This window comes from Clostridium sp. BJN0001 (assembly GCF_022869825.1).
Classification (GTDB): Bacteria; Bacillota; Clostridia; order Clostridiales; family Clostridiaceae; genus Clostridium.
Map to the genome: position 1 here is coordinate 897,752 of NZ_CP094971.1, position 23,636 is coordinate 921,387.

Annotated in this window: 24 protein-coding genes; 19 read left to right on the top strand and 5 right to left on the bottom strand. The window is 28.1% G+C overall.

The genetic code is table 11. The features are described from left to right. Positions 1-4: 4 nt before the first annotated feature. The 3 genes from MTX53_RS04240 to MTX53_RS04250 all read right to left on the bottom strand — a co-directional run bounded on the left by MTX53_RS04240 (position 5) and on the right by MTX53_RS04250 (position 3,196). Entirely contained in the window at positions 5-1,171 is a 1,167-nt protein-coding gene (locus tag MTX53_RS04240) for an FprA family A-type flavoprotein (RefSeq protein ID WP_244834969.1), read from the bottom strand. A gap of 136 nt (positions 1,172-1,307) precedes the next feature. Beyond that, complete coding sequence (locus tag MTX53_RS04245; RefSeq protein WP_244834970.1) at positions 1,308-2,276, bottom strand: Gfo/Idh/MocA family oxidoreductase; 969 nt, start codon at positions 2,274-2,276, stop codon at positions 1,308-1,310. 17 nt (positions 2,277-2,293) lie between these two features. Continuing rightward, entirely contained in the window at positions 2,294-3,196 is a 903-nt protein-coding gene (locus MTX53_RS04250) for a glycyl-radical enzyme activating protein (RefSeq protein ID WP_244834971.1), read from the bottom strand. A gap of 167 nt (positions 3,197-3,363) precedes the next feature. On the opposite strand from MTX53_RS04250, the gene MTX53_RS04255 reads away from it, so the two are divergent. The 6 genes from MTX53_RS04255 (at position 3,364) to MTX53_RS04280 (ending at position 10,000) form a co-directional block, all read left to right on the top strand. After that, positions 3,364-4,107 (top strand): DeoR/GlpR family DNA-binding transcription regulator, encoded by a 744-nt coding sequence (locus tag MTX53_RS04255; RefSeq protein ID WP_244834972.1) that lies wholly within the window; start codon positions 3,364-3,366, stop codon positions 4,105-4,107. Between the two features lie 102 nt (positions 4,108-4,209). Beyond that, the gene (locus tag MTX53_RS04260; RefSeq protein WP_244834973.1) at positions 4,210-6,612 is read left to right on the top strand and encodes a glycyl radical protein; all 2,403 of its coding nucleotides are present in this window, start codon (positions 4,210-4,212) and stop codon (positions 6,610-6,612) included. 19 nt (positions 6,613-6,631) lie between these two features. Further along, complete coding sequence (locus MTX53_RS04265; protein ID WP_244834974.1) at positions 6,632-7,309, top strand: fructose-6-phosphate aldolase; 678 nt, start codon at positions 6,632-6,634, stop codon at positions 7,307-7,309. 77 nt (positions 7,310-7,386) lie between these two features. Then, entirely contained in the window at positions 7,387-8,307 is a 921-nt protein-coding gene (locus MTX53_RS04270) for an aldo/keto reductase (RefSeq protein ID WP_244834975.1), read from the top strand. 175 nt (positions 8,308-8,482) lie between these two features. Continuing rightward, a complete protein-coding gene (locus MTX53_RS04275; protein WP_244834976.1) occupies positions 8,483-8,878 on the top strand; it encodes a (deoxy)nucleoside triphosphate pyrophosphohydrolase in 396 nt (131 codons plus the stop codon). Positions 8,879-8,995: 117 nt separating this feature from the next. Further along, positions 8,996-10,000 (top strand): transposase, encoded by a 1,005-nt coding sequence (locus MTX53_RS04280; protein WP_244834977.1) that lies wholly within the window; start codon positions 8,996-8,998, stop codon positions 9,998-10,000. A 169-nt stretch (positions 10,001-10,169) separates the two neighbouring features. Here the strand turns inward: MTX53_RS04280 and MTX53_RS04285 are convergent, their stop codons facing one another. Continuing rightward, positions 10,170-10,901 carry a NifB/NifX family molybdenum-iron cluster-binding protein gene (locus MTX53_RS04285; protein ID WP_244834978.1) on the bottom strand — a complete coding sequence of 244 codons (732 nt, stop codon included), beginning with the start codon at positions 10,899-10,901 and terminating at the stop codon, positions 10,170-10,172. Between the two features lie 173 nt (positions 10,902-11,074). On the opposite strand from MTX53_RS04285, the gene MTX53_RS04290 reads away from it, so the two are divergent. From MTX53_RS04290 to MTX53_RS04330, 9 genes are all read left to right on the top strand, one after another. Then, the gene (locus MTX53_RS04290) at positions 11,075-12,022 is read left to right on the top strand and encodes a GntR family transcriptional regulator (RefSeq protein WP_244834979.1); all 948 of its coding nucleotides are present in this window, start codon (positions 11,075-11,077) and stop codon (positions 12,020-12,022) included. Beyond that, on the top strand, positions 12,012-12,983 hold the full coding sequence (locus tag MTX53_RS04295; protein ID WP_244834980.1) for a GntR family transcriptional regulator: 972 nt from the start codon (positions 12,012-12,014) through the stop codon (positions 12,981-12,983). Before MTX53_RS04290 ends, MTX53_RS04295 begins: the two co-directional genes overlap by 11 nt. A gap of 252 nt (positions 12,984-13,235) precedes the next feature. After that, a complete protein-coding gene (hutH, locus tag MTX53_RS04300; protein WP_244834981.1) occupies positions 13,236-14,783 on the top strand; it encodes a histidine ammonia-lyase in 1,548 nt (515 codons plus the stop codon). Between the two features lie 20 nt (positions 14,784-14,803). Continuing rightward, entirely contained in the window at positions 14,804-16,816 is a 2,013-nt protein-coding gene (locus MTX53_RS04305) for a urocanate hydratase (protein WP_244834982.1), read from the top strand. Between the two features lie 83 nt (positions 16,817-16,899). Next, positions 16,900-17,724, top strand: coding sequence for an amino acid ABC transporter substrate-binding protein (locus MTX53_RS04310; protein ID WP_244834983.1), 825 nt, complete (start codon positions 16,900-16,902; stop codon positions 17,722-17,724). A gap of 26 nt (positions 17,725-17,750) precedes the next feature. Next, entirely contained in the window at positions 17,751-18,392 is a 642-nt protein-coding gene (locus MTX53_RS04315) for an amino acid ABC transporter permease (protein WP_244834984.1), read from the top strand. A gap of 13 nt (positions 18,393-18,405) precedes the next feature. Beyond that, the gene (locus MTX53_RS04320; RefSeq protein ID WP_244834985.1) at positions 18,406-19,086 is read left to right on the top strand and encodes an amino acid ABC transporter ATP-binding protein; all 681 of its coding nucleotides are present in this window, start codon (positions 18,406-18,408) and stop codon (positions 19,084-19,086) included. A gap of 35 nt (positions 19,087-19,121) precedes the next feature. Further along, positions 19,122-20,381: an imidazolonepropionase gene (hutI, locus tag MTX53_RS04325; RefSeq protein WP_244834986.1), complete on the top strand. Its 1,260-nt coding sequence runs from the start codon at positions 19,122-19,124 to the stop codon at positions 20,379-20,381. Continuing rightward, positions 20,371-20,979 (top strand): HutD family protein, encoded by a 609-nt coding sequence (locus tag MTX53_RS04330; protein ID WP_244834987.1) that lies wholly within the window; start codon positions 20,371-20,373, stop codon positions 20,977-20,979. Before hutI ends, MTX53_RS04330 begins: the two co-directional genes overlap by 11 nt. 77 nt (positions 20,980-21,056) lie before the next feature. Here the strand turns inward: MTX53_RS04330 and MTX53_RS04335 are convergent, their stop codons facing one another. Beyond that, complete coding sequence (locus tag MTX53_RS04335; protein WP_244834988.1) at positions 21,057-21,257, bottom strand: PspC domain-containing protein; 201 nt, start codon at positions 21,255-21,257, stop codon at positions 21,057-21,059. Between the two features lie 144 nt (positions 21,258-21,401). On the opposite strand from MTX53_RS04335, the gene MTX53_RS04340 reads away from it, so the two are divergent. From MTX53_RS04340 to MTX53_RS04355, 4 genes are all read left to right on the top strand, one after another. Then, positions 21,402-22,289 (top strand): MBL fold metallo-hydrolase, encoded by an 888-nt coding sequence (locus MTX53_RS04340; protein WP_244834989.1) that lies wholly within the window; start codon positions 21,402-21,404, stop codon positions 22,287-22,289. Positions 22,290-22,447: 158 nt separating this feature from the next. Further along, complete coding sequence (locus MTX53_RS04345; RefSeq protein WP_244834990.1) at positions 22,448-22,639, top strand: hypothetical protein; 192 nt, start codon at positions 22,448-22,450, stop codon at positions 22,637-22,639. A gap of 139 nt (positions 22,640-22,778) precedes the next feature. Then, complete coding sequence (gene cas6 / locus MTX53_RS04350; protein WP_244834991.1) at positions 22,779-23,471, top strand: CRISPR-associated endoribonuclease Cas6; 693 nt, start codon at positions 22,779-22,781, stop codon at positions 23,469-23,471. Between the two features lie 15 nt (positions 23,472-23,486). Continuing rightward, positions 23,487-23,633, top strand: coding sequence for a hypothetical protein (locus tag MTX53_RS04355; protein WP_244834992.1), 147 nt, complete (start codon positions 23,487-23,489; stop codon positions 23,631-23,633). The last annotated feature ends 3 nt before the right edge of the window (positions 23,634-23,636 follow it).

Here is a 23,636-nt window from a genome sequence, read left to right on the forward strand (position 1 = left end):
TTAATTAAGCATTTATCATTGCATCTGCAAATTCATTAAGCTTAGGTAAATCAGCTTCTTTTAATACAGATTTTATTGTAAGAGTTTTATCACATATATTTATTTCTTTCATTTTTGCTAATTCATTCTTCATACATTTTGCAGCAAGAGGTGCCCATGAACCATTTTCTATTAAGCCGACAGTTCTCTTTTGGAAATTTTTATGTAATAATCTGCATAAGAAATCTTCCATACATGGGAATATTCCACCATCATAAGTAGCAGCTGCAAGTATTAATTTATTGAATTTAAATGAGTCAGAAACTGCTTTTGACATATCGTCTCTTGATAAGTCATATAAAACAACGTTCTTTTCACCTTTATCTTTAAGTACTGAAGCCATTTTTATAGCTGCATCCTTTGTATTTCCGTGAATAGAAGCGTATGCTATTACTATTCCGTTTTCTTCAGGTTTGTAGCTGCTCCATGTAGAATACTTTTCAATATAATATCCAAGATTACTCTTTAAGACTGGTCCATGAAGTGGGCATATAGTTTTTATATCAAGAGTTGCAGCTTTTCTTAAAAGAGCCTGTACAGGAGCACCATATTTTCCAACTATATTTATAAAGTATCTTCTTGCTTCATCTGTCCATTCTTCATCAGCATCAAGATCACCGAATTTTCCAAATCCATCTGCAGAGAAAAGAACTTTTTCAGTTACTTCATAATCAACCATTACTTCTGGCCAATGTACCATTGGTGCCATAAAGAATTTAAGTGTGTGCTTTCCTAATTTTAATTCATCAGCTTCTTTAACGACAACTTTTCTGTTTTCGATATTTATATCAAAAAATTGAGGGAACATCTGAAATGTTTTTGGATTTCCTACTAATTTCATTTCAGGGTATCTTTTTGCAAGTTCTTCGATATTTGCAGCGTGGTCTGGTTCAAGATGTGAAATAATTAAATAGTCTACTTTTCTTCCTGAAAGTGTAGTTTCAAGATTTTCAAGCCATTCGTCTTTTGCTCTTTTATCTACAGTATCAAGTACTGCTACTTTGTCATCTAAAATAACATATGAGTTATATGATATACCATTTGGAATTTTATACTGGCTTTCAAAAATATCCAATGTTTTATCATTTACTCCTATATACTTTATTGATTCTGAAATTTCTACATTACTCATAAAAAAAATCCTTCTTCCTAAAATAAAAATATTATTAATTAATAATAATAATCAACTAATATTAATTATATAGAACTAATCATAAATAGTCAATAGATATTATAGTAAGTTATAGAATATATACTATTTTTAACTATTATTTAATATTTTTTAATGCTTTTTCAAAAATATCAATGACATCTTTTGTATGAGATAAAAAATGGCTGCATTTTTTAAAGTCTTTTTCTTTATATATTTTATTGAATTCATTAAGTTCATAAGTCATTCTATTTGAATATTTTTGAACATTATATTTTTTTATTTCTTTATCTCTTATTTTAATTTCAATCTCATTCATTTCATTTGCTGTACCATTTAACTTTATATATCCATTATCACCTTCTATATAACATGAACTTTCTGCAAAACAGTCTTTAGCAGCAGTTAATGAAGCTGTAAATTTATCATATTTCAAAATAATTATTCCAGATGTATCAACTTTATTAAAACCTAAGTTTGCAAAATAGTATGCATCAGTAGGACTTCCAAATAATCCTGATACAAAATGAATATTATATATATTCAAATCTGGAAGTACACCGCCTCCAAGATCAGGATTAAAAACAGGTGCTATAATTTTCTTTAAATAATTATCATATCTACTTGAATACTGTGTAAAATTGCATGAAACAATTTTAACATTTCCTATTTTATTTAAATGTTCTTTTATTAATTTATAATTTGGCATATAGATTGTTGTAATTGCTTCAAATATAAATAGCTTATTTTCTGAAGCGATATTTATAAGATTTTCTGTTTGTTTTTTTGACATAGTGAATGGTTTTTCACATATTAAATTCTTACCCGCCTTAAGAGCTTTTAGAGAAAACTCATAGTGGAGTGAATTTGGAAGAGCTATATAGATAAACTCTATTTCGCTATCTTTAAGCATTTCATCATAATCTGTATATATTTTTGAAAAATTATTCTCTTTAGCTATTTTTTTAGCTTTCTCTATACTTTTTTCTCTACAGAAGATTGCACATATTTGAATATCTGAAATATTTTTTGCAGCATCTGTAAATGTAGGAACTATCATGCCTGAACCGGCTATTGCTATTTTCATTTTTACCCCCCATAATTTTAAAAGTAACAGTTTAATCCATTAGATATAAATATATTCTTAAAAGATTCTAGATCTTCTTCGTGGAGCTGTTTTACATTTTCAAATACATAATTTTTATTTAGATAGGTATATTTTTTTTGCCCATACTGATGAAATGGAAGAATATTTATTTTTGAAACATTTAATGATTTTAAAAGTTTTGAGAAACCTTCTGCATCTTCAAGTGATGAATTAAATCCAGGAATTACAGGAATACGAACAATTACATCTTTTTTTGAGTTTATCGCATATTTAAGATTCTCAATTATAATATCATTATATACTCCTGTTTTTTCAAAATGCTTTTCTCTATTATAATGTTTTACATCAAATAAAAGAAGATCCACATCTTTTATAAAAGATTTAAATATGGAAGGACTAGAATATCCTGTTGTTTCAATTGCTGTATGAATATTATGCTTTTTTAATTCTTTAAGAAGTTCTGATGCGATTTCATGCTGCACTAAAACTTCGCCGCCTGACAATGTTACTCCTCCATTTGATTCTTCATAAAAGTCTTTATCTTTTAAAACTTCTTTCATTATATCTGAAATACTTTTATATTCCCCTTCATAGAAAAGAGCTTTATTTGGACACTGTTTTGTACATAAAAGACATGCTGAACATTTATTATTATTTACGTTTATCTTATCATTTATTAATGATATACATGATTTTTCACAAACATTTATACAATGTCCGCATTTTAAACATTTGCTCTTATCCCATAAAATCTGAACACGAGCATCTTGAGATTCTGGATTCGAACACCATTCACATTTTAGAGGACAACCTTTAAAAAATACGACTGTTCGTATGCCGGATCCATCGTGAATGCTGTATTTTTGTATATTAAATATACATGCTTTATCATTTTTCATAGAAAAAACCCCTCTCAAATTTATTATAATATATAATTATCGTATCATGAAAAAGAAAAAGTGTAAATAAAAAATTACATTTGAAATAAAAATAAGTTTCATATAAAACATGAACGTGCTTAAAATTGAAAAATAGTGTATAATATAATTATGAATGGAGGAATTTTATGATAAAGAGATATGCAGAATTAGTTGATATAGTAAATAAATATAAACGTATAGAAGTTTCAAAACTTGCAGAAATGCTTGATGTTTCTCAGGTTACAATAAGAAAAGACCTTAAAAAGCTAGAAGATAAAGGACTTTTAAGCAGAGAACATGGGTTTGCAATTATGTCGTCAAGTGACGATATAAGGAGCAGACTTACATATAATTATGATACAAAATTAAAAATAGCAAAAAAGGCAGCTGAAATGGTTAAAGACGGAGAAACTTTGATGATTGAATCAGGTTCTTCATGTGTACTTTTAGCCGAAGAAATAGCAAAGAACAGAAATAATATAACAATAATTACAAATTCATTTTTTATTGCTGATTATATAAAGAAGCTTAATGTGAAAATTGTTCTTTTAGGCGGAGATTATCAGGAGGAATCACAGGTTACAGTAGGACCACTAACAACAATGTGTGCAAGGACTTTTCATGTTAATAAGCTATTTATAGGTACTGATGGATACGACAAAGATACAGGATTTACAGGAAAAGATCTTCAAAGAACAGAGACAGTAAAGGCTATGGCTGAAAGTGCTGATAATATAGTGATTTTAACCGATTCTTCTAAATTTTCAAGACGAGGAGTTGTATCTCAGTTTAAACCAGAAGAAGTAAGTTTTGTTTTTACTGATAAAGAGATTCCTAAAGATATATCAGAAGATTTAGAGAAGAAAGATGTTAAATTAGTTACTATATAAATAAAAAAGTTTCATTCGAAACAAAATATATTGACATTTGAAACAAAACAATATATTATAAAAATATAAACAGAACTAATATTTTGGAAAAGAGGGGATTTTATGAATTGTTTTGGAGATTTAACAGTAAGAATGAATGAACTTAGAGAGAAACTTTTAAATGCTAAATCAAATGTATGTGTTGAAAGAGCTATTCTTATAACTAAGAGCTATGAAGAAAATATAGATAAGCCATTAGCAATAAGAAGAGCATTATCCCTTAAAAATATATTAGACAATATGAGTATTTTTATAGAGGATGAAACACTTTTAGCAGGAAATCAAGCTTCGTCAAACCGTGCTGCACCAATTTATCCTGAATATGCAATGGACTGGGTTATTGATGAACTTGATAAATTTGAAAAACGTAATGGAGACAAATTTTATATTACAGAAGAAAATAAGAAAGCATTAAAAGATATTGCTCCTTTTTGGAATCATAATACATTAAAGGATAGAGGACTTGCAGGAATGCCTGAGCATACTAAGATGTTTTATGATCTTGGAATTATTAAAGCAGAAGGAAATATAACATCTGGGGATGCACATCTTGCTGTAAATTATGAAAAAGTTTTAAAATATGGTCTTTCAAGCTTTAAAGAAAGAGCTAAGAAAAAATTAGAAAGTTTAGATCTTACAGAGTATAAGAATTTAAATAAATATTATTTTTATGAAGCAATTCTAATTGCAATAGATGCTGTTAAGAATTTTGCAAAAAGATATTCTGATCTTGCTTTAAAAAAAGCTAAGACTGAAAATAATGAAAAGAGAAAAGACGAACTTTTAGAGATGAGCAGAATACTTAAGAAAGTTCCATATTATAAAGCAGATACTTTTCATGAAGCAGTTCAAAGTTTATGGCTTACTCATTTAATTCTTCAGATTGAATCAAACGGTCACTCTCTTTCATATGGAAGAATGGATCAATATTTAGATCCATATTATGAAAAAGACTTAATAGATGGAAAAATTACTGAAAAATTTGCAGATGAAATAATGACAAATTTATGGCTTAAAACATTCACAATAAATAAAATAAGAAGTTATTCCCACACTAAATTTAGTGCTGGAAGTCCTTTATATCAGAATGTAACAATTGGAGGACAGACTGTATCAAAAAAGGATGCTGTAAATCCTATGAGCTATGTAATTTTAAGAAGTGTTGCAAAAACTCGTCTTCCACAGCCAAACCTTACAGTACGTTATCATAAAGGTCTTTCAGATGATTTCATGAAAGAGTGTATAGATGTTGTGAGACTTGGATTTGGAATGCCTGCATTTAATAATGATGAAATAATTATTAAATCATTTATGGAAAAAGGTGTTAAGGAAGAAGATGCATATAATTACAGTGCTATTGGATGTGTTGAAGTTGCAGTGCCTGGTAAATGGGGTTATAGATGTACAGGAATGAGTTTCTTAAATTTCCCCAAATCTCTCTTAATTGCATTAAATGATGGTGTAGATCCTGAGACAGGAACTAAATTATGCGAAGGAACTGGACACTTTAAAGATATGACATCTTTTGATGATGTTATGAAAGCTTGGAAAAAAATCATTGCAGAATTTACAAGACAATGCGTAATAATAGATAACTGTGTTGATACAGCTCTTGAAGAAGTTACATGTGATGTTCTCTGTTCGGCACTTACAGATGATTGCATAGAGAGGGGACTTAACTTAAAAGAAGGCGGAGCTGTCTATGATTTTATTTCAGATCTTCAAGTTGGAATTGCAAATTTAGGCGATTCTTTAGCTGCAATAAAAAAATGTGTATTTGAAGACAAGAAGATAAGTACTTCAGAATTATGGGACGCACTTATGAATAATTTTGAAGGAGAAAACGGAAAAAATATACAAAATATGTTGCTTGATTCACCTAAATACGGAAATGATGATGATTATGTAGACATGTTAATAAGAGATGCTTACGATATTTATATCTCTGAAATAAAGAAATACAAAAATACAAGATATGGAAGAGGCCCTATAGGAGGATGTTATTATGCAGGAACTTCATCAATATCTGCAAATGTACCTCAAGGAGCAGGAACACTTGCAACACCTGATGGAAGAAAAAAAGGAGAACCTCTTGCAGAAGGATGTTCACCAGCTCATGCAATGGATAAAAATGGTCCTACAGCAGTATTTAAATCAGTATCAAAACTTCCTACAAAAGACATTACAGGAGGGGTACTTTTAAATCAAAAAGTTACACCACAGATGCTTGAAAAGGAAAGTGATAGAGAAAAACTTATCATGCTTATAAGAACATTTTTTAATAGACTTCATGGATTTCATGTGCAGTATAATGTTGTGTCAAGAGATACTTTAATTGATGCACAGATTCATCCTGAAAAACACAGAGATCTTATAGTAAGAGTTGCGGGTTATAGTGCATTCTTTAACGTACTTTCAAAAGAAACACAAGACGATATTATAGAAAGAACAGAACAGATATTATAAAATTTAAGGAGTGATAGATATGGAGTACATGCTTGATACAGTAAATTTAGATGATATTAAAAAGTGCGTGGAAATATTTCCGATTACAGGTATTACAAGTAATCCAAGCATTATAAAAAAAGAAGGAAAGATTGATTTTTTCAATCATTTTAAGAAGATTAGAGAAATTATAGGATATGAGAGAACTCTTCACATTCAGGTTGTAGCACAAGATGCAGAAGGAATAGTTAAAGATGCAGAAGCAATAATTAAAAATGTTGATGATAAAGTATCAGTTAAAATTCCTGTAAATGAAGAAGGTTTAAAAGCTATAAAGATATTAAAGAAAAAAGGAATAAGTGTAACTGCAACAGCAATTTATACAGAAGCTCAAGGTCTTTTAGCTATGGAATGTGGAGCAGACTTTATTGCACCATACTTTAATAGAATGGAAAATATGAATATTGATCCTGAAGAAGTTATAAGCTGTTTTGCAGATATGATCGAAACTTATAATTATAAGACTAAAATATTAGCTGCAAGCTTTAAAAATATGGGACAGGTAAATAGATCATTTAAGTGTGGAGCACAGGTTGCAACAATGGCTCCAGACATACTTTTAGGTTCATTAAAGATGCCTGCAATTAAACAGGCCGTTGATGATTTTACTTCTGATTTTGAGAAATTATATGGAAACATAACTATAAACCAGCTATAATTATGTATGAAGCTTTTGGTAAAAAAATAAAATATTTCAAAAGCTTTTATCATAGAATTATTATAAGGAGAAATATAATGAAGAATATAGAGCTCGGGAAAACTGGCATTTTTGTACCAAGAGTTGCAATAGGATGTATGAGATTTGATGAGATTGATGATACTAGTCTTGAAACTTTTGTGAAAAATTCAATTGATAAAGGATTTAATTTTTTTGATCATGCTGATATTTATGGAAATGGATCGTGTGAAGAAAGATTTGGAAAATTACTAGCAAAAGATAAATCTTTGAGAGATAAAATAATACTTCAGTCAAAATGTGGCATAGTTCCAGGAGTAATGTATGATTTGTCAAAAGAACATATATTAAAATCTGTAGATGAGATTCTTAAGAGATTAAACACAGAATATTTAGATGTTTTACTTCTTCATAGACCAGATGCACTTATGGATCCTTCTGAAATAGCTGAAGCTTTTATGAAACTTAAGAATTCTGGAAAAGTAAATCATTTTGGAGTTTCTAATATGAAACCTATGCAGATTGAGCTGATTAAGAAGTATTTTAAAGATGATATAGTTGCAGATCAGCTTCAGATGAGTATAACAAATTCAAATATTATTTCAAATGGAATGGAAGTAAACATGACAACAGAAAGTTCTATTGATAGAGATGGAAGTGTTCTTGATTATTGCAGATTAAAAGATATTACAATTCAGGTATGGTCACCATTTCAGTATGGATTTTTTAATGGAACATTTCTTGGAAATGATAAATTTTTAAATCTTAATAAAAAGATAGATGAAATAGCTGCAAAATATAATGTATCAAATACAACAATAGCGGCAGCGTGGATTTTAAGACATCCTGCTAATATGCAGCTTATCTCAGGAACTACAAATAAAAAGCGTTTTGAAGATGTTATTAAAGCTTGTGATATATCTCTTACAAGAAAAGAATGGTATGAGATTTACTTAGCAGCAGGAAAAATGTTGCCATAAAATTTAGTAGCCTTTTATAAATAAATATATAAATAAATATATGAAAAAGTTGTACATGAATATTTTTTGTGTACAACTTTTTTATTTTATAGAATTAAGAGATATAATTAATATGTAAATATATTTATATACATAATTTGAGAAAAAATTTAATTAAAGAGAGAGGAAATAGAATATGAAAACAGTTGAGGTTGTTGCAGCCATTATAGAAAAAGATGATAAAATATTTATAACAAGAAGAGGATATGGCGATTTAATTAATCTATGGGAGTTTCCTGGAGGAAAAATTGAAAAAGGTGAAACTAGAGAAGAAGCTCTTCATAGAGAAATAAGTGAAGAACTTGAAATGCAAATAGATAATCTTAAATTCCTAACTACAATTAATTATGATTATCCAAAATTTAAATTGATAATGCATTGCTATATATGTAGTTTTTCAGGAGGAAATCTTAAATTAAATGCACATAATGATGCAAAATGGATAAAGTATGCTGAACTAGATGATCAGAAATGGGCTCCTGCGGATGTGTTAGTTGTAAAGTCATTAAAGGAAAATGAAAGTCATAAGTAGAAATTAATATTTTTTATAACTTAAAATTAATTATAAATAATTGTTGTTATGATTAATATTTATAATAGATGTCAATAATCTAACAGAAGTTAAAATATTATGGAAGGGATTTTTGACATGATAAAAATTGATTATACATTAATGAATAAACTTGAAAAATATAAAGAGAAGGCATTAAGAGCATCTATTTATGATAAAAATAATGTAAAAAAGTATAAGCGTTGTCCTTATTGTGGAAGCATATATTTTATAAAATTTGGAAGATACTATGGAATACAACGATATAGATGTAAAAATTGCAAAAAAACTTTTTCAAATACAACATGTTCAGTATGGAAATATTTAAAAATTAATCCAGAGAAATGGATAAACTTTATTGAATATATAAGTAATGGAACAAGTCTTAAAGAATGTGCATATAAACTAAAAATATCAACTGCAACAGCATTTTATTGGAGACATAAAATTCTGCATGCAGTTGAAAATTATTATAAACCTAATATATTTACAAAAAGTATAGTTATTCGACAACACAATGTGCCAAAATGCTATAAAGGAAGTAGAAATAAACATTTTACAGACAAAGAAAGTGCTTCTAGAAGAATATCAGCTTTTTATGCTATGGTTCCAAGGGATATACAGGTATTAATTTCATCTGAAAAAGAAATACCTCAGATAGATGTGAAATATAAAGATGATACTTTGGAAAATATTTTTAAATATAGCATATCTACTAAGATACAAAAAGGATGTTATATACATCTCGATAAAATTAGGAATTATATAATTCAAAAAGAAGCAATACAAAATAATAAAAAATTATCTAAAGAAATAAAGAAAAAATATGAATTTACTATATGCAAAAATTTAATTGGAGCTTTATATATAAAAGATAAATATAAGATTCAAAGCAATATAGAAAATTATGTAAATAGATTATATGGATGGATACATAATTTTAGGGGAATCGCATCTAAGTATATATCACATTATTATAGTTTTTATTCATTAATTAATTGCAGTATAAAATTTGATCAGATAAGAATTTTTAAAGAATTATTAAAAAATGGCAACTATACTTCAATAAGAGAAATGAAGTTAAATCATTTAGAAAACTATTAATATTCATGAAATTATCGCTATATTAAAACAACATTTTTTTATAATTAATTTTCAATACTTAAATTTTAAATATATTAGTTATATATTTTAACTAAAAATAAAGCTGATTTACACATATATTTTAAAATTATGTATAAATCAGCTTCTTAATATAGATTAATTTATGTTTTTAGTGACAACCGTGATTTCCACAACCATGATTTCCACAACTATGTCCTTCTTCATGTGAATGGTGATTACACATTGTATTTGGATCGTACTGTAATTTTCCTTGTAAGAATGAAGAAATTTGAGCATCAGCATCTCCAGAAGCTCCAGGATAGATTTTTACGCCTGCTTCTGCAAGTGCATTTCTAGCACCTCCGCCAATTCCTCCGCATATTAATGTAGAAACATTATGATCAGCTAAAAATCCAGCTAAAGCACCATGTCCACTGCCATTTGTATCTATAATTTCTGAAGAGATGATTTTTCCATCTTCAACTTCATATACTTTGAACTGTTCTGTATGTCCAAAATGTTGAAATATCTGTCCGTTTTCATAAGTTACTGCAATTTTCATTTTTAAATCTCCTTTTCTATTTTTATCAAAATTACATATTTTATTATGACTGCACAATATATAATTGCCGCCTTCAATTTTTAGAAGAGTTCCCTCTACTAAAAAACGTGAAATCTTTTTACGTGCTTCGGTGTATAAAGCCTGGATTGTTGTCCTTGATACGCTCATATGTGATGCAGCATCTGCTTGTGTTTTTCCATCGTAATCAATAAGACGAATTGCTTCATATTCTTCAATACTAAGAAGAATTTCTATCATCGAATCAGATTTTTCTGAAGGATAAAATAGCTGACATTCAGGCATACGGCATACAAATCTTCTTTTGCTTGGTCTTGCCATTGCATCGCTTCCTTTTTATTTTATAATATAAATTATATAATTATTATTAATATATATCAATAATAATATTTTTATTTTGAAATTTTATCTCTTATAAGTTACCATAAAGGTATAAAGTTTTGATGTTATCTTACTATAATGTAAAAAATATTTTATGATGAAAAGGTGAAAATATGAAGGTAGCGATAGATAGACGAATCAGTATACCTCTTTATAAGCAGGTTGCAGATTATTTTGAAAAATTAATTAAAAACGGAATATTTAAAGAGGGAGAAAAACTTCCTACGGAAACTGAACTTGCATATGAAAATGATTTATCTAAAGGCACTGTAAAAAAAGCCTATGATTTTCTTGAAAATATGTACTATGTAAAAAGGGTTAGGGGAAGTGGCACGTTTGTAATAAGAAAATCTCAGACTTTTGATATGAATCAGGCTAATCAAATGGCTGCTGATACTTTTTCAAAGCTATCATTTATGGATATGAAGGATGTGTATAAAATAATAAAAAAGGAACTTTCTAAAAAATTTGATGTAAGCAGTATAGTAAATGTTGTATTGATAAATTCATATCCTGAGATAAAAGATATAATTTTAAAGCAGCTAGAAAAAATAAGATATGCGAGAATTACTTTAATATCAGAGGATGAAATTAAATATTTGAAAAAAGCTTCGTATGATTCATATGATATAGTAGCTATATCAACATCTAGTATAGAAGATATGGAACTTATAAATATTATTACTCAGAATTATAAAAATATAGATAAATTAGCATTTAGACTTACTGAAAAGTCAGCAATCGAAATAGCTAAAATATCGACTTATGATAAAATAGCTGTTTTATATAATAATATAAAATTTTATAATGAAGTAAAACAAAATCTAAAGAAATTTAATAAAAACAACATAGTGACTCAATATAAAAAGGATTTAGAATGTGATGTACTCATAGTTCCTCCGAATTATGATAAAAAATTTAAAGATCAATTTTATAAATCTGCAAAAAAAGTAATTGAATTTGAATATCTAATTGATAGCGGATCTCTATACAGATTAAAGAAAAAAATTGAAAAAATTTATAATATGAAAAATGAAAAGAGAGAAGATAATGAATTTTAATTTGGACAAAAAAAGTACGGAGCCTGTCTACAAACAGATAATGAAAATTATAAATAAGTCTATTGATGATGGAGAATTCAATTCTGAAAAAAGACTACCTACAGAAAGAAAGTTAAGTTTAGATTTTAATGTATCAAGAGGAACGATAAAAAAAGTATTTTCTGAGCTTGAGATTCAAGGAAAAATAAGAAAAATTCAAGGAAAAGGTACATTTCCTACAGGTCAGTCAATGATAGAAAAAAGAGAATTTGTTATTGATTTAATAAGAAAACTCATAGACGACCTTATATCATTAAATTTTAACGAAAAACAGATAAAAAATATAATGATAAATGAGTTATGGAATTGGTTTGATAATACACAAAAAGTAACTGTAGCATTTATAGATTGTACTGAAGAACTTTTAGGAAAAAGTGTAAGACAAATTTCAAAAAAGTGCAATGCACAAGTTACTCCGTTTCTTATTGAAGACATAAGAAAGGATTCTTCTTTATTGATGAATGGATATGATTTTGTGGTTACTACATTTATGCATTATGATGAAGTAAAACAAATAATTAATAATAAATATTTAAATATTGAAAAAGTAACGTTAAATCTAAGTGACAAGACTATAAGTCAGGTTGCGATGATTAAAAAAGATGATAGCATCGCTGTTATATATAAAAGTTTTGAATTCTCTAAAAACGTAAATGAAAATATAAGATCACTTATAGGAAAAGAAGCCTCAATAAGTTTTAATATATTAAAAGAATCAGAAGAATTTTTAAATAACTTAGATAGTGTAGATGTTGTAATATTAGAAAGTGGATATATAAATGACAACACATATGAATGTTTATATAGTAATAGTGAATTCAATGAAAAAACTATTATTACGTTTGAGTATGAGATGGATGAAGGTTCGCTTATACATTTAAGTGATGAAATAAAAAAATATTGGATTAAAAGTGTCGAATAAACATATACCAATTACCCAATAGGAAAAGGTAATAATGTAAAATTAGTATTGACTCCTCAATATTTATATGATATTATAGTTTTTGTAAGGAAGATATTAAAAACGAATATGAACAAAGACGTTTATTTTTTAAAATAATGAAAAATAAACGTCTTTTTTTATTTATAAATATTCACACGATGAAAATGGTATAGATTAATTACGAAGATGTAATTATAAAAACCAGGTAAATTATTGAAAGAAGGATTCAGAATGTATATTGATGTAAAAAATATTAAAGAAGTTGAACTTACAGGATCTGGATTGACAGTAGAAAAAGTTGTTGCAATTGCAAGATATGGAGCAAGAGTAAGTATTTCAGATCAAGCAATAAAGAATATGAGTAAATCAAGAGATCTTGTTGAAAAAATAGTAGAAGATGGTAGAGCAGCTTATGGAGTAAGCACAGGGTTTGGAGAATTTAGCAAAGTGTCAATTGATAAAGACATGATAGAAGTACTTCAGGAAAATCTTATATTAAGCCACTGTACAGCAGTTGGAAATCCATATAAGCAGGAAGTTGTAAGAGCTATGATGGTTTTAAGATGCAATGCTTTATCTATTGGTTATTCAGGAATAAGACCAGAAGTTGTTTTAAAATTAGTTGAAATGTTAAATAAAGGGGTTACACCTGTTGTGCCAGAGAAAGGTTCACTTGGAGCTAGTGGAGATTTAGCACCACTTGCACATATGGCTCTAGTACTTATTGGTAAAGGAGAGGCTTATTATAAAAATGAAAGATTAGATGGTCTTGAAGCCATGAATAGAGCAGAAATAACTCCTGTAAAGTTAAAAGCAAAGGAAGGACTTGCATTAATAAATGGTACACAAGCAATGAATGCAGTTGGTACACTTTCATATTATGATAGCCTTAATGCAGCAAGACTTGCTGATATAACAGCAGCAATGACAATGGAAGCATTAACAGCTCTTGATAATGCGTTTGATGAAAGAGTTCAAAGAGTAAGACCTCATGCAGGACAGAATTATGTAGCTAAAAATATAAGAATGCTTATAAATGGAAGCAAAATTATTGAAAATTCAAGAGATTTGAGAGTTCAAGATGCATATGCAATAAGATGTATTCCACAAGTACATGGTGCTATAAGAGATACTCTTGACTATGCAAGAAAAGTTATAGAAACAGAAATGAATTCAGTAACAGATAACCCTATTTTATTTACTGAAGATGAAGCAGTAATCTCAGGAGGAAATTTCCATGGAGAACCTCTAGCACTTGTATTTGATTATTTAGGAATTGCAGTATCAGAACTTGCAAATATTTCAGAAAGAAGACTTGAAAGATTGGTAAATCCAGCACTTAGCGAAGGACTCCCAGCGTTTTTAACAAGACATGGTGGAATAAATTCAGGCTATATGATATGTCAGTATTGTGCAGCATCAATGGTTTCTGAAAATAAAGTGCTTGCTCATCCTGCAAGTGTTGATTCTATACCTAGTTCTGCAAATCAAGAAGATCATGTAAGTATGGGTACAACAGCAGCAAGAAAGAGCAGAAATATTGTAGAAAATGCTTTAAGTGTACTTGCTTTTGAGCTTATGGCTGCAGTTCAAGGAGTTGATTTAAGAGGAGGAGAAATATCTCCAATAAATAAATCTGTATATGATTTAGTAAGAGAAGAAGTTCCTACTTTAGATAAAGATAGAGAAATAAGATTAGATATAACAAAAATGAATAACTTAGTAAGAAGTGAATTAATTCAAAAAACAGTAATGGAAAAATGTGAACAATTCAGATAGAAAAAAAGGAGGAGATTTAAATGGAAAATAAGATTATAGAAGATTCAATGCAGATTAAACTTGATGATGAATTACCTAAATATCCTAAATTTGTTGATGGAATAAGGCGTGCACCCAGAAGAGAATCAGATCTTTCTGAGAATGATGTTAAATTAGCTCTTAAAAATGCACTTCGTTACATTCCTCAAAAATATCATGAAAAAATGGCAAAAGAGTTTTTAGAAGAATTAAAAGAGCATGGAAGAATTTATGGATACAGATTTAGACCTGAAGGAAAAATATATGGAAAGTCTATAGATGAGTATAATGGAAAATGTATAGAAGGAAAGGCTTTTCAAGTAATGATTGATAATAATCTTAATTTTGATGTAGCTTTATATCCTTATGAACTTGTTACATATGGAGAAACAGGACAAGTATGTCAGAATTGGATGCAGTATAGATTAATTAAAAAGTATCTTGAAAATCTAACTGATGAGCAAACATTAGTACTTGAATCAGGACATCCAGTAGGACTGTTTAAATCTCATAAAATGGCGCCAAGAGTAGTTATTACAAACGGACTTATGGTAGGTCTTTTTGATAATCAAGAAGATTTTAATAGAGCAGCAGCACTTGGAGTTGCAAACTATGGACAGATGACAGCAGGCGGATGGATGTATATAGGACCTCAAGGTATTGTTCATGGAACATTTAATACATTATTAAATGCAGGAAGATTAAAACTTAAAATACCTAAAGAAGGAAATTTAAAAGGAAGATTATTTATTTCATCAGGTCTTGGTGGAATGAGTGGTGCTCAGGGAAAAGCTGCTGAAATTGCAGGAGCCGTATCAGTAATTGCTGAAGTTGATGAATCAAGAATTAAGACAAGACTTGATCAAGGATGGATAATGAGATCTTCAGATGATCTTGATGAAATTGCAAAGTGGGTAAAAGAAGAGTGTGAAGCTGAAAGAGCATGTGCAATTGGATATCATGGAAATATTGTTGATTTGTTAAAATATGTTATAAAAAAAGACATTCATGTTGATTTATTATCAGATCAGACATCATGTCATGTGCCATATGATGGTGGATATTGCCCTGAAGGACTTACATTTGATGAACGTACAGAAATGCTAGATAAAGATCCTGAAGGATTTAAAGATTTAGTAAATAAATCTTTAAAACATCATTTTAAGCTTATTTGTGAACTTCACAAAAAAGGAACATACTTTTTTGACTATGGAAACAGCTTCATGAAGGCTATATATGATGCAGGTGTTACAGAGATATGTAAGAATAAAGTAAATGAAAAAGATGGATTTATTTTTCCATCATATGTTGAAGATATTTTAGGACCTCAGCTTTTTGATTTTGGATATGGACCTTTTAGATGGGTATGTTTAAGTGGAAAACAAGAAGATCTTGACTTAACTGATAAAGCTGCAATGGAATGTATTGATCCTAACAGAAGGTATCAAGATAGAGATAATTATGTTTGGGTAAGAGATGCTAAGAAGAATAAGCTTGTTGTAGGAACAAAAGCTAGAATATTATATCAAGATGCAATTGGAAGAACAAAGATAGCACTTAAGTTTAATGAACTTGTAAGGGAAGGAAAAATAGGACCTGTAATGCTTGGACGTGATCATCATGATACAGGAGGAACTGATTCTCCATTTAGAGAAACATCTAATATTAAAGATGGATCAAATATTATGGCTGATATGGCAGTACAATGTTTTGCAGGAAATGCAGCAAGAGGAATGAGCCTTATTGCACTCCATAATGGAGGCGGAGTAGGAATTGGAAAATCCGTAAATGGAGGTTTTGGAATGGTATTAGATGGAAGCCACAGAGTTGATACTATTTTAGAAATGGCAATGCCGTGGGACACAATGGTTGGAGTTTCAAGAAGATCATGGGCTAGAAATGAAAATTCGATAAGTACATGTGTTGAGTTTAATAAAAATAATGATGGAATTTCACATATTACTATTCCATATATTGTAGATGAAGAAATTATTAAAAAATCAGTAGAAAAATAGAATTAATTATTTTAAGAAGCAAAGGCGTTTCTAAGTTTATTAGAAATGCCTTTAATTATTTATAAAAAGGGGAGAGTATAAAAATGAAAAGAAAAAGATTATTAAAACAAGTTTTAGCACTTTTAACTACAACTGTAATGGCATTTGCAGTTGTTGGATGTCAGATTGGGAATGATACATCATCTTCTTCAGATGATAAAAAATCTGATCAGCTTATTGTAGGACTTGATAATACATTTGTTCCTATGGGGTTTGTAGATGATAATGGAGATCTTACAGGATTTGATGTAGAACTTGCTACAGAGGTTTGTAAAAAAATAGGAAAAGATGTTAAGTTTCAGCCGATTGATTGGAGTATGAAAGAATCAGAACTTAATGGGGACAATATAGATCTTATATGGAATGGATATTCTGTTACTGATGATAGAAAAGAAAAAGTTGAATTCTCTAATGTTTATTTGAAAAATAGCCAGATAATTATTACACTTGCAAATTCGCCTCTTAATTCTAAAGCAGATTTAAAAGGCAAAAAAGTTGGTGCACAAAATCAGTCAAGTTCTGTAGATGCAGTTACAGAGAATGGTGATGGAATAGAAAAGACATTTGATGGTGGAAAATTAGTTACTTATGAAACAAATAATGATGCACTTATGGATCTTGAAGCAGGAAGAGTTGATGCAATAGTAGCTGATGAAATTCTTGCAAGATATTATATGAAAGAAAGAGGAGAAGACAAGTATAAAATTTTAAGTGATAATTTTGGTGATGAAGATTATGCTATAGGAATTAAAAAAGGAAATACAGAGTTAGTTAACGAGATTAATAAAGGACTTAAAGAGTGTACAGAAGATGGTACAGCAGCTGAAATATCAAAAAAATGGTTTGGAAAAGATATTGTAGTTAAATAATTTATGTATAGAAAGGAGTATTTTTTATGGAATATGTTATAAAAATAATGCCACAACTTTTAACTGGACTTCAAACAACACTATTATTTTTTATAATAGTACTTGTAATTTCAGCTCCTATTGGAGTAGTTGTAGCATTATGCAGAAAATCAAAATGTTATCTTTTAAAAAAAGTATTTGATATATACGTGCTTATAATGCGAGGAACTCCGTTGTTACTTCAAGTAGTCATAATGTTTTTTGGTCTTCCTATAATAGGAATAAAGTTTGATAGATTTACAGCAGGGGTAATAGCATTTACACTTAATTATGCTGCATATTTTGGAGAAATATTTAGATCAGGAATAAATTCTATAGATCAGGGACAATATGAAGCTTCAGAAGTACTTGGCTTTTCTTCAAGACATACTTTTTTTAGAGTAATTCTTCCTCAAGCTATAAAAAGAGTAATACCTCCTGTTGCTAATGAGATAACAGTATTAGTAAAAGATACTTCATTAATTTATGTTTTAGGTATGGATGAATTATTAAAAGTTGCTAAAATTGCTTCTAACAGAGATGTTACATTATTTCCATTAATTTTATGTGCATTTATTTATTTAATAGTTATTGGAGTTGTAAGTAAAGCAATGCAAAAAGTAGAAAAAAAATATGAATACTATAGTTAAGAGGTGATTTTATATGCTTAAAGCAATAAATATAAAGAAAAAATTTGGAGATGTTGAGGTCTTAAAAGGTACTAACCTTAATATTAATGACGGGGAGATTGTTGTTATTGTAGGTAAATCTGGAGGAGGAAAAACAACTTTCTTAAGATGTGTAAATGCTCTAGAGCATTGTGATGAAGGGTATATTGAAATAAATGGGAAGGTTTTATGTAATAGAGGAATATATGTAGAGAAAAAAATACTTTCAGATATAAGAAAGAGCATAGGATTTGTATTTCAGAATTTTAATCTATTTCCACATATGAGCATACTTGAGAATCTTATTGAAGCTCCACAGAAAGTACTTAAGATGTCTAAAAAAGATTCGATTTTAAAAGCAAGGGAAATACTTGGTTTTTTAGGACTTGAGGATAAAGAAAATAATTATCCATGTGAACTATCAGGAGGTCAGAAACAGAGAGTTGCAATAGGAAGAGCACTTATTCTTGAGCCTAAGATAATGTGTTTTGACGAACCTACATCTGCACTAGATCCAAAGCTTACGGATGAAGTAGCTGAGCTTATTAGAAGTTTAAGTAGAAAAAAGAATATGAGCATGATGATAATAACTCATGATATGGATTTTGCAAAAAAAACGGCTGATAAAATTTTTTCTATGAAAGAAGGAGTTTTAGAAGAAGGACTTATTTTTTAAAATTTTTGATAAAAAATAACTAAGAGAGGTTTAAGATGAGAAAATTATTAATAAAGAATGCCGCACAGATTGTTACACCTATTGGACATAATGCAAAAAAAGGCCATGATATGGATAAACTTAAAATAATAAATAATGGGGCAGTCTATATTGAGGATTCGATAATCAAAAAAGTTGGAACGACAGAGAAAATAGAAAATTATCTTTTAAAAAATATAGATCAAAATTCATATGAGGTAATTGATGCAAAAGGAAAATGTATACTGCCAGGATTTGTAGATTCCCATACTCATTTTATTTTTGCGGGTTATAGGGAAGATGAATTTATAAAGAGATTAGAAGGAAAAGAATATCTTGAGATTTTAAAATGTGGAGGCGGAATTCAAAGCACAGTAAAAGATACAAGGAAAATATCTTTTGATGAATTATATAATCTTGGAAAAGAAAGACTTAAAAGCATGATTTCTCAAGGGATAACAACAGTTGAAGGAAAAAGTGGTTATGGGCTTGATTTAAAAAATGAAATAAAACAGCTTAAGGTTATGAAAAAATTAGATGAGGATATGCCTATAGATATAATATCGACATATCTTGGAGCGCATGCAGTTCCAGAGGAATTTAAAGATAATGAATCAGGATATATTGATTACATTATTAATGAAGTATTAGATAAGGTAAGAAAAGAAAATATAGCTAAATTTTGTGATGTATTTTGTGAAAAGGGTGTATTTTCATATAAAGAATCAAAGAGACTTCTAGAAGAAGCGTCAAAAAGAGGTTTTGATTTAAAAATACATGCTGATGAAATTGAAAATATAAAAGGTGCAGAACTTGCTACAGAAGAAAAATGTGTTTCGGCAGATCATCTTCTTATGATATCAGATGAAGAAATTTTAATGATGAGTAAAAGTAATACAGTTGCAACACTTCTTCCATGTACAGCTTTTTGTTTAAATAAACCTTTTGCACCAGCTAGAAAAATTATAGATAATAATTGTGCAGTAGCCCTTGCAAGTGATTTCAATCCAGGAAGTTGTTTTTCAAATTCAATTCCTCTTATATTTGCACTTGCAGTAATTCATATGAAGATGACAATAGAAGAAGCGATAATGGCACTTACTTTAAATGGTGCAGCTGCACTTAATATGGCTGATACAATAGGTTCAATTGAAGAGGGAAAAAAAGCCGATCTTACAATAATTAAGTATCCTAACTATAAATTTTTAGTATATAATACGGGTGTTAATATTATTGAAAAAGTATTAAAGGATGGAAGAGTTATTTATGAAATATAAAATTATAAAAAAAGAAGATTATGATGTTATAAATTGGTCAGGTGGAACAACTACACAGCTTTATATATATCCTGAAGATTCAGAATATAAAAAGAGAGATTTTTATTTTAGAATAAGCAGTGCTACAGTTGAAGATGAAAAATCAGAATTTACATATCTTCCAGATATAAATAGAAAACTTATGATATTATCAGGAAATATAGAGATTACACACAATAAATCTGAAAAGAAAAAAATGAAACAATATGATATTGATAGTTTTAGTGGGGAAGATTATACAGTAAGTTATGGAAAAGCTAAAGATTTTAATTTGATGATGAAAAGTTGTTATAATGGAAATATTGAACATATATCGATTAATCCAGAATCAGAACATGTTTTAAATCTTAATATTAAGAAAAAAAGAAATATAATAAATTGTATATATAATATTAAAAATAAAATTCTATTTTATGTTGATGATGAGATTGTGGAGCTTAACGAAAAAGAGACACTTATAATAGAAATAGATAAGCCTATGAATTCTAGACTTCGTTTGTTAAATCCAGATGCTAGTCAAAGTGAACTTGTATTATCTTCAATATATGGATTTAATTAATAAAATGTTTAGAAAAAAATGAGCTGTTATAGTATACTTTTATGTAATGCGATAGCAGCTCATTTTATGAAAATATATTAGTATAGAAGATCGTTGTCTTTATTAGGAAGGACTACTGCACATGCTATATATAGTATTAGGAATATACCATAAAACCATGCACCTATGAAGAATAGAATTCTAACTATACTTGGATCTATATTAAAATATTCTGCAATTCCTGCACAGACACCGCAGAGTTTTTTATTTTGTCTATCTTTATATAATTTATGTTTCATAATTTAGTAAGCATCCCCTATTCATATTATTATTAAATATATTATATCATATAATATGTTTAATAATATCGTTTAATATATTATAATGTAAGAAAATAACGTACATATATAATTGAAAAAAGACTAAGAAAGAGGATGCTTATTTTGAGTATATTAAAAATAAAGGATAATACATATTGTTTTAAGGTAAAAAGTAGCCTTATACCATTTTATAAAATTAATGATAGAGATATTATAATGCTTGATACAGGGTTTAAAGAAGAACGAGATGATATAGAAAATGAGCTAAAGAAAAATTCTCTTAAAGTTTCTGGAATAATAAATAGTCATGCTCATATAGATCATATAGGAAATAATTCATATTTTAAAGAAAAGTATGATTGTATAATTGCGATGCCTGCATATGAAGCATTTATATGTAGCTCTGAGATGAATTTGAAACTTTATTATAGAAATGAAACAATGAGATTTATAAAAAAATATTTTAAACATATGGTATGCAAGACAGATTTTATTATAAAAGAATCGGAAGATATGATTATTCTATGCAAAATACCGTTTAAAATTCTTCATACTCCAGGACATAGTCCTTCACATATATGTATAACGACTCCGGATAATGTATCATATTTGGGAGATGCAGTTATAAGTGATGATCTTATGAAAAATTTCAAGATACCATATTCGTATATATTAAGTGAGGATATGAAAAGCAAAGCAAAACTTTATGATTTAAAATCAGATAGATATGTAGTTGCACATAAAGGAGTTTATGATGATATAACAAATCTTATTGATAAGAATATTGATTATTATGAGAAAAAAGCATTTGATATATATAGTGTAATAAATAAACCTATGACGATTGAAGAAGTCCTTAAAGCTGTTTCTGAAAAGTTTTTTATAAGGCTTGATGATGTAAACAGATATAACTTAATAAAGAGGATGATAAAATCATATCTTGATTATTTATATGAAATTCAAAGGATAAAGATAATAAATGAGGATGGCATATTTAAATTTTCAATATAAAAATAGTAAAAACTTAGCTTGTTTTAGTGCTGAGTTTTTTATTTTTAAAAAAATTTAAAAAAATTTAAAAATTTTACTTAATTTTTTTTGTTTAAGCATATATAGTATGTGTACAGGTAAATAATTAAAAAAATAAATTTTTATGGAGGTTGTTTATTATGAAAATAAGATTAAATGAAAAGGAAACAGAATTAATATTATGTGCACTTCAAGGACTAAGGGATATTGATGCAGAGTCAGTAAATTCTTTTAAAAGTGAGGAAGATTTTACAAATGAGATTAGTGAGATAGAAAGTGTTTATAGAAGAATAAAAATGCAAATGGGCTTATATAGTACAGAAATACTATAATAAATTATTAATAAGCTGTTATAAAACTAATGTTATAGATTAGTTTTATAGCAGCTTATTTTTTTATAAAAATAGAAGAAATAAATATTTACAAAATAATTGATAAAACATACAATTATAGTAAAAGGAGGGTAAATATATGAAAATATTTGAAATATCTATGAAGGTTTTTTTAATGAGAGATATAGATTCAACAGATTCACTCTTTAAGATAGGGCAATTCATTGATAATGGGATATGTCAAGATAAGCAGTTATTAGAGTTACATAATAAAAATAAATTTAAAAATTATTGCTTTTGTTCATTTTACCCATTAGAGAAAGATAGAGTTTATAAGAAAAATAACAATTATACAATAAAAATAAGAACAGTAGATAAGAATCTAGCAGAATATTTTAATGATAAGCTAGTTAATCATTTTAATAATGATATCAAAGGCTTAACATCAACTATAAAAATATTACCTAAAAAGTATATAGAAAAGATTTATTCAATAACTCCAGCAGTTTTGAAAACTAATGAAGGATATTGGAGGGGAAATTTTTCTGTAGATGATTTTGAAAAAAGAACAAAAGAAAATCTAATAAAGAAGTATAATTCTTTAATGAATACAAAGATAGATGAAAATTTTGATCTTTGCACAGCCATAAAATTTGATAATAAAAAACCAGTATCAATAAATTATAAGGGCAAAAAAATGCTTGGTGATAAAGTTTCTATACAAATAAGTGATAATAAAATGGCTCAAAATTTAGCTTACATGAGTTTAGGAACAGGCATTTTAGAGATGAACGCAAGAGGATTAGGGTATATGAATTTTAGATGGATATAGAAGTGAGGTGAATTTATGTTAAGTCAAGCTTTAGAGATATTCAAAAAAGAATATGAAGAAATAGGGGATCCGCTTATTTTAGGAGAATATATTCCAGCTGATGGAACATATGTAATAGTTACTCCAAATAATAATGAGTTAGTTATAAATGGCATTAAATAATTA